Annotated in this window: 8 protein-coding genes; 1 reads left to right on the forward strand and 7 read right to left on the reverse strand. The window is 71.3% G+C overall.

Going from position 1 to position 7,633, the window contains the following annotated elements:
* Positions 1-20: 20 nt before the first annotated feature.
* From P409_RS20410 to P409_RS20425, 4 genes are all read right to left on the reverse strand, one after another.
* Positions 21-1,025: a FecCD family ABC transporter permease gene (locus P409_RS20410; RefSeq protein ID WP_034842703.1), complete on the reverse strand. Its 1,005-nt coding sequence runs from the start codon at positions 1,023-1,025 to the stop codon at positions 21-23.
* Between the two features lie 9 nt (positions 1,026-1,034).
* Positions 1,035-2,075 carry an ABC transporter substrate-binding protein gene (locus P409_RS20415; RefSeq protein ID WP_034842710.1) on the reverse strand — a complete coding sequence of 347 codons (1,041 nt, stop codon included), beginning with the start codon at positions 2,073-2,075 and terminating at the stop codon, positions 1,035-1,037.
* Between the two features lies 1 nt (position 2,076).
* The gene (gene tsaA / locus P409_RS20420; protein WP_034842713.1) at positions 2,077-2,574 is read right to left on the reverse strand and encodes a tRNA (N6-threonylcarbamoyladenosine(37)-N6)-methyltransferase TrmO; all 498 of its coding nucleotides are present in this window, start codon (positions 2,572-2,574) and stop codon (positions 2,077-2,079) included.
* A 94-nt stretch (positions 2,575-2,668) separates the two neighbouring features.
* Positions 2,669-3,601: a LysR substrate-binding domain-containing protein gene (locus P409_RS20425; protein ID WP_034842717.1), complete on the reverse strand. Its 933-nt coding sequence runs from the start codon at positions 3,599-3,601 to the stop codon at positions 2,669-2,671.
* 123 nt (positions 3,602-3,724) lie between these two features.
* Between P409_RS20425 and P409_RS20430 the strand changes: the two genes are divergently transcribed.
* A complete protein-coding gene (locus tag P409_RS20430) occupies positions 3,725-4,765 on the forward strand; it encodes an aromatic ring-hydroxylating dioxygenase subunit alpha (protein ID WP_034842722.1) in 1,041 nt (346 codons plus the stop codon).
* 36 nt (positions 4,766-4,801) lie between these two features.
* On the opposite strand, the gene P409_RS20435 is transcribed toward P409_RS20430, so the two are convergent.
* From P409_RS20435 to P409_RS20445, 3 genes are all read right to left on the reverse strand, one after another.
* A complete protein-coding gene (locus P409_RS20435) occupies positions 4,802-5,530 on the reverse strand; it encodes a TerB family tellurite resistance protein (RefSeq protein WP_034842726.1) in 729 nt (242 codons plus the stop codon).
* A gap of 95 nt (positions 5,531-5,625) precedes the next feature.
* Complete coding sequence (locus tag P409_RS20440; protein ID WP_034842729.1) at positions 5,626-6,567, reverse strand: M48 family metallopeptidase; 942 nt, start codon at positions 6,565-6,567, stop codon at positions 5,626-5,628.
* Positions 6,568-6,577: 10 nt separating this feature from the next.
* On the reverse strand, positions 6,578-7,633 hold a 1,056-nt coding region (locus tag P409_RS20445; protein ID WP_034842732.1), incomplete at its 5' end, for an adenylate/guanylate cyclase domain-containing protein.

Below are 7,633 nucleotides of genomic sequence, written 5' to 3' on the forward strand. Positions count from 1 at the left end.
ATGAAGCGCGTCCCGTCGGATCACGGCACCCCTCTCCGCCTTCCGTGTGCCAGCAGCCAGACAAAGATCGGGCCACCGATCGCGGCGGTCAGGACGCCGAGCGGGATCTCGAGCTCGGCGGCGGAGCGGGCGAGCGTATCGATCGCCAGCATGAAGGCGGCGCCCAGCAGGATCGCGGCCGGCAGCAGCCGGTCGAAGCGCGGCCCGACCAGCAGCCGCGCCATATGCGGCACCATCAGCCCGACCCAGCCGATGCCGCCGGAGATCGCGACCACGGCGGCGGTGACCAGCGTCGCCGCGCCGATCACCAGCAGGCGCAGCCGCGGCACGTCGACGCCCAGCGCCCGCGCCTCGTCATCGCCCAGCGACAGCACGCCGATGCGCCAGCGCAGCAGGATCAGCGGCACCAGGCCGACCAGCACGGCCGGCAACACCGCGACCACGTCCTGCGCCTTGGTCCCGGCCAGGCTGCCGAGCAGCCAGAAGGTGATCGCCGGCAGCTGGTCATAGGGGTCGGCCAGCACCTTGACCAGGGAGATGGCGGCCCCGGCCAGGGCGCCGATCACGATGCCGGCCAGAACCAGCACCAGCACGTCGCCGCCGCCCCGCAGCGTGCGAGCCAGGGCGCCCACCGCGGCCACAGTGACCAGCCCGCCGGCGAAGCCGAACAGCTGGATCGCCGCCACCGGCAGGCCGAGCAGGATGCCGAGTACCGCGCCGAAGCCGGCGCCGGTGGAGACGCCGAGGATGTCCGGCGACACCAGCGGATTGCGGAACAGGCTCTGATAGGCGGCGCCGGCGGCGGAGAGCGCGGCGCCGACCAGCATCGCCGCCAGCACCCGCGGCAGGCGGATGCGGAACAGCGCGGTCTCCACCGTCGGGTCGATCGTGCCGCCGAAGACGCGGCGCCAGAGCGCGGCCAGCACCTCCTGCGGCGGGATGCGGTACGGGCCGATGCCGGCGGCGACCAGCACCGTCACGATCAGGAGCAACGCCAGGACAAGGAGGATCGTTGCCGTCCGCACCGTCGAGGCTCAGCCCCCGGCGCCGTCAAGCAGGCGGTCCAGGTCGGCATCGGTCAGCTCGACCTGGTAGAACAGGTGGTAGAAGCCGCGCACCTGGTCGCGCAGGTCGCCCGCCGCCTGCTGCGGATACAGCGTGTGCAGCAGCCAGGTCAGGCCGATCAGCCGGTTCACCGAGGGCGGAAAGTCAACGAAGCCGAAGGGCAGGCCCGGCGACAGGAAGACGCGCCCGGCTTTTACCGCCGGCACCGGCTGCCAGTCCGGATTCGCCGCGACGCCTTGGACGAAGCGGGGGTCGAGCGCGACGATGGTGTCCGGCGCCCAGGCGATCACCTGCTCGCGCGAGGCGGTGACCAGGCCGCCCTTGTCGCGCAGCCCCTCGACCACGTTGACGGCGCCGACCCGCTCCAGGATCTCGGTGGTCATCGACCCGCGCGAGCCGCTCTCCAGCCCCTCCGGACCGCGGGCGAGATAGGCCTTCGGGCGCTGGCCGGCCGGCACCTTGGCCAGAACCGTGTCGACCTGGGCGAAGATCGCCTCCGCCGCCTCGGCCAGCGCCTCGCCCCGCTCCGGCACACCGAGGATGCCGGCCAGGAGGCGCAGCGCCGCCGGGGTGTTGGGGAAGCTGCCGTCGATCAGCAGATACGGGATGCCGGTCTGCTGCTGCACCCGGTCGGCCAGCGATCTGTAGGTGTCGCTGATGGTGCCGAAATCGACGATCAGGTCCGGCCTGGCGGCCAGCAGCTGCTCCAGGTTGACGGTGTCGCCCCTGCCGGTCAGGCGCCCGGTCTCCGGCAGGTCGCGCACGGCGGGAAGCAGGAACGGCTTGTCCTCCGCCCGCGGCGCCCGCACCCAGCCGGTCATGGTCTGCGGCGCCAGCATATAGACGAGGATCGAGGCCGGCGGGCCGGCGGCGAAGACCCGCTGCACATGGTCCGGGATCTCGACCTGCCGGCCGGCGGAATCGGTGACGGTGCGGGCCTGGCCCGCCGGCGCGACCGCCAGGGCCAGAAGAGCAATCAAGGCAGCCAGGGCGCCGCGGCGGCGTAGCATGTCACGGATCTCCCACGTCGGCATCGCCGGGCGTCGGCGGGGCGAGCGGCGTGAAGGCGCAGCGGTCGGGCTTGATGTCGATCAGCGGCGTGCCGTCGAGGCAGTCCAGCCCGCGCACCAGCAGGGTCGTCCCCTCGATGCCCAGCAGCGTGACCATCGCGGTGCCGATCGGGTTGGGCCGCACCGGCGAACGCAGCGAGAAGGTGCCGCGGGTGGTGCCGTCATTCTTCGGGCTCTGCCGCACCAGGTCGCGGCGCGACTGGTGCAGCCAGTACAGGATCTCGAGCTTCTCGAATTCGGCGACGCCGTCCAGCGCCTGGTCCCAGGGTGCGAACACCTCGATCCGGCAGGTCGGGCCGTCCTGGCGGCCCTGGCGCGGGCAGTCCATGCGGCTGGTCCAGGGCGTGTGGATGCGGCCGATGAAGACAAGGCCGGCATCGGCGGCCTTCGGCCATTCGACGGCGCGTTCGGCCGCCCGAATCTCGTCTTCGCGCACCATGCGGGAACTCCTGCCTCAGCTTGTCGTCCCGCCCCGTTGTATAAGCCCATATACGGCGCCCGGCGAGGGGTTTGATGCCGCGGAACCGACGCGATCAACCGGCCGGCCGGCCGTTCGGAGGCCGCGCGCCCTGCCGTCGCGCGACCGAGACCAGCCAGCTGCGCAGCCGGACGCCGTGGGGCTTGCCCAGCGCCGACGGGTCCCAGGCCAGGAAATACGGGTCGGGCAGGCGCAGCGGCAGGTCGAACGGCACCACCAGCCGGCCCGAGGCGATGTCGTCCCCCGCCATCGACAGCTGCGCCAGGACGAAGCCGCGGCCGGTGATGGCGGCGTCGATCGCCGCGCTGGACAGAGAGAAAGCCACCTCCCCCGCCGCCGGGCGATAGGCCTCGCCGATGCCGGCCGCCCACTCCGCCCAGCCCGGCGGCGGCCGGTGGTCCCGCGCCCATTCGATGCCGAGCAGCGGGCAGCCCAGGATGTCCACCGGCCGCTTCGGCCGATGGCGGCGCAGCAGGCCCGGCGCGCAGGCGGGGACGACCCGGTCAGTGAACAGCTCGACATGATGGGCGTAGTCGCGGGCCTTGGCGCCGTAGGAGATGCGGAAATCGACCTGCTCCTCGGCGAAGCGGGTCTCGGCCTCGGCGCCGATCAGCCGGACCGTGGCGCCGGGGTGCCGGGCCTGCCAGTCCAGCAGCCGTGGCGCCAGCCATTTGCCGGCGAGCGAGGGCAGGCAGGACACCGTCAGGCCGCTCTGCGACCGTGCGCGGTCGAGCAGGTCCCCGGCCTCGCGGATGCGGTCGAAGCCGGCCGAAACCGCTTCATGGTACAGGCGCCCCCAGGCGGACAGCGCCACCACCCGGCCCCGCCGCTCCAGCAGCGGCGCACCCAGAACGGCTTCGGCCTTGCGGATCTGCTGGCTGATCGCCCCGGGCGAGACGCCCAGCTCCTCCGCCGCGCCGGTGACGCTGCCGAGGCGGCCGAACGCCTCGAAGGCCTGGATCGCGCGAAGGGGTGGCAATCGGCTCAAGGCAGGGATCCCGGCTGCTTTGTTTTAGATTTTCTAAAATAGAACCCAGCCGCAAGCGCTTTTTGCACAGGCTCCCGGCCGGTAGCCTCGTCCCACCCCAGCCGCAGCCAGGGAGGGCGCCGCATGTTTCTCAGGAATTGCTGGTACGTCGCCGCATGGGACCATGAGGTCGCCGCCGGCACGCTGACACCGGTCAAGCTGCTGGGCGAGGAGATCGTCCTCTACCGCAAGGGCGACGGCACGGTGGCGGCGCTGGAGGATGCCTGCCCGCACCGCAAGCTGCCGCTGTCGATGGGCCGCCTCAGGGGCGACGCGGTCGAATGCGGCTATCACGGGCTGACCTTCGATTGCAGCGGCGCCTGCATCCGCGTGCCGGGCGCGGAGAGGATCCCGCACATCGCCCGGGTCCGGAGCTATCCCGTCGCCGAGCGCTACGGCCTGCTGTGGATCTGGATGGGCGAGGCGGAGAAGGCCGACACATCCCGGATCTTCGAGGTCGAGCATTGGGGCGACCCGGCCTGGGGCGTGAACCGCGGCGAGTCGATGATGCTCGACTGCCACTATCTCTACATGACCGACAACCTGCTGGACCCGTCGCATGTCGCCTGGGTGCATCAGTCCTCCTTCGGCAACGCGGCGGCCGAGGAGGCGCCTTTGGAGACCACGATCGGCGAGGACGGGGTGACGGTCTGGCGCTGGATGACCGATGTCGAGCCCGCGCCGTTCTACGCGCCGTTCCTGACATTCTCCGGCCGCTGCGACCGCAAGCAGCATTACGAGGTGCGCTACCCGTGCCACGCCATCATCAAGGCCGTGTTCGTGCCGGCCCATACCGGCGGCGAGGGCCGGCCCTATCACGACGACGTGTTCCTGATGGACAGCTACAACTTCATGACCCCGGTCGATGAGGACCACACCCGGTACTACTGGTTCCAGATGCGCAACTTCGCGCCGGACGACGCGGAGGTGTCCCGGCGCTTCGCGTCATCAGTGCGCGGCGCCTTCGAGGAGGACCGCGCCGTTCTGAACGCCGTGCACAAGGGCATGGCCAACAAGCGCACCCCGAACCTGAACCTCAAGATCGATGCCGGCTCCGTGCGCTTCCGCCGCAACCTGGCGAAGCTGATCGAAGCCGAGCAACAGCAGCTGGCGGCAGCCGAATGACGGCTGCCGCGGTCCTGGATCTGTAGCGGCCGCGCCTCAGGCCAGCTTGCGCTCGCGCCGGATGATGTCGTAGGCGGCGTTGATCCGGGCCATCTTGTCGGTGGCCACGGCGATGAAGTCGGCCGGCACGCCGCGGGCGATCAGCCGGTCGGGGTGATGCTCGCGGATCAGCCGGCGATAGGCGGCCTTCAGGCTCTCATCGTCGATCTGCCGCTCCACCCCCAGCACGCCGTAGGGGTCGACGTCGCAACCGGCGCATTCCTCGGCGCAGAGCCTGTGGAAATCGGCCGTCGCCAAGCCGAACAGCCCGGCCACGGCGCGCAGATAGTCGACCTCCGCCGGCTTCACGTCGCCATCGGCCTTGGCGATGGTGAACAGGCACTGCAGCAGCTCCTCCAGCACCTCCGGCCGGTCCTTGAACATGCCGGCGAGCTGCCGGGCATAGGGTTCGAACCCGGCGGAATCGCGGCGCGCCAGGTTGAACAGGCGCTCGACATTCGCCTCTTCCTCGGGCGGCACGCGGAACACCCGGCGGAAGGCGCTCACCTCCTCCGCCGTCACCGCGCCGTCGGCCTTGGCCATCTTGGCGCCCAGCGCGATCACGCCGATGGTGAAGGCGATGTGCTGGGTGGCGTCGCCATCCGCCGGCGGCTGGTCGCGATACCAGTCGACGGCATGGCCGGCCACGGCGCCGAGCAGCGCCCCGATCGGGCCGCCCATGGCCAGGCCCGCAGCCGCGCCGACGATCTTGCCCCAGATGCTCATCCCTCGTTCCGCTTCACCGCCAGGCCGCCCCTTGTTGCCATGATAGCAGTTCGCGCGGCGGAACGGATGGGTTGCGATGACGCGGCTTCCGCGGCTCAGCTCGCCTCCGCCGGGTTGCGCAGATAGTAGAGCCGGGTCGGGAACACCGCCTTGATCGTGGCGAAGTCCGCCGAGCCCGAGGCGCCGCCGCCGGCCGCCAGCCCAGCCGCCGCCTCGTCCAGCCGCTCGATCCGGTCGCGGGTGCCGGGGTGGGTGGAGAACAGCGAGGTGGTCCTGTCCTCGCCCGGCGGCACCAGCGAATCGAGGGTCCTGAACACCGCCGAGGCCTGGCGCGGGTCGTAGCCGGTGGCGCGGAACACGGTCAGGATATAGGCGTCGGCCTCGCGCTCATGGTCGCGCGAATAGCCGGAGGTGATCAGCTCGGACATCGCCGGGGCCAGCTGGTCCAGCCCCCGGCTGGTCAAGTCGTGCAGGCCGGAGACCTTGGCGTCGATCTCGCGCTGCGCCACGTCCTTGAAGAACGCCACCAGCTTGTCGGTAGACCCCTTGCTCTCCAGCTCGGCGATCTGGTGGCTCAGCTCGGCATGGCCCATCTCGTGCGAGATCACGGCCGCCAGCTCGGATTCGCTGGCGACGTAGCGCAGCAGGCCCTTGTTGATGCCGAGCTTGCCGCCGGGCAGCGACCAGGCGTTGGGGCTGTTGTCGTCCAGCACCGTGATCTCCCAGCGGAACGGCCGCTTCGACACCCGGAACAGCGGCTGGGCGAAGCTGCGCACGGCCGACTGGATCCGGGCATTGCCGTAGGCTCCGCCGGACTGCGCCACCAGGCGCGGATACAGCCCCTCGCCCAGCGCCGTCTCGTCGACCGGCGCGCTCTCGCCATGGGAGCCGAGCAGCTTGGTGAAGGTGTTCGCCGCCCCCATCGGGTCGTTGGCGTAGTCCTGCGCGGTCTGACAGCCGGCGAGCCCGAGCGCGGCGAGGCTGATGCCGGCCCCAGCGAGGAAGCCGCGGCGCGGCAGGGTGATGGGTGTCGTCAATTTGCCCCTCTCATTTCGTCATCAGGCTGTGGCTTCGGTCCCAATCGGCGGGCGGCGGCGCCGCGGCGTAAGCTTCGGCGCGGTCGCGGTAGAGCGCGGCCACCGGATCCGCCTCCGCCAGCGCCGCGAACCGCTCGGCCGCTTCGGCGAAGCGGCGGCGGTAATAGAGGGCCAGCGCGGCGTGGAACCGCCGCACGCCTTCGGCCGCTCCCGGCGGCAGGTCGCCGGCGGTGCCGAGCGCCTCATAGACCCGGACCGGCCGCGCCTTGCCCTTGACCACCAGGTGGTCGAGCCGGCGCATCAGGTAGCGGCGCGGCAGCTGGCGGTAGGTCAGCTCGCCCACCATCAGCCGGGTGCCGTAGGCCTTGTTGGCACCCTCCAGCCGGGCGGCCAGGTTCACCGCATCGCCCAGCACGGTGTAGTTGAGGCGGGTCGGCGAACCGACATTGCCGACCACGGCCCAGCCGGAATTGATCCCGGCGCGCAGGCCCAGCGGCGGCAGCCCCTGCCCCTCCACCAGGCCGCGATTGTAGTCGTCGAGCGCGGCGAAGGCGTCCAGCCCGGCCGCGACCGCGTGTTCGGCGGCATGCGGGTCGGGCAGCGGCGCGCCCCACACCGCCATCACCGCGTCGCCGATGAACTTGTCGACATAACCGCCATGGCGCTCGATCGCGTCGGCGACCTTGGCCAGCAGGCCGTTCACCACCGCGACCAGCCGCTCCGGCTCGTGCTGCAGCCGCTCGCTCATGCCGGTGAAGCCGGCAATGTCGTAGAAGGCGACGGTCACCGGCCGGATCTCGCCGCGCAGATGCAACGCGTCGGAATTCTCGGCCAGCTGCTCGACCAGCGCCGGGGCCAGATAGTGGCGGAAGGCGTGGACCACCCGCCGCCGCGTCCGGTCCTCGACCGTGAAGCGGTAGACATAGATCGCGGTGTAGGTCAGGGCGAAGGCCGGCAGCAGCGGCATCACCGGCAGGACCACGCCGGCGCCGAGCGCGAGCAGCGCGGCGAGGACGGCGATGGCCGCGGCGGCGAGCAGCGCCAGCAGCCCCCATAGCGGCGCCAG

Source organism: Inquilinus limosus MP06, from assembly GCF_000767795.1.
Classification (GTDB): Bacteria; Pseudomonadota; Alphaproteobacteria; order DSM-16000; family Inquilinaceae; genus Inquilinus; species Inquilinus limosus_E.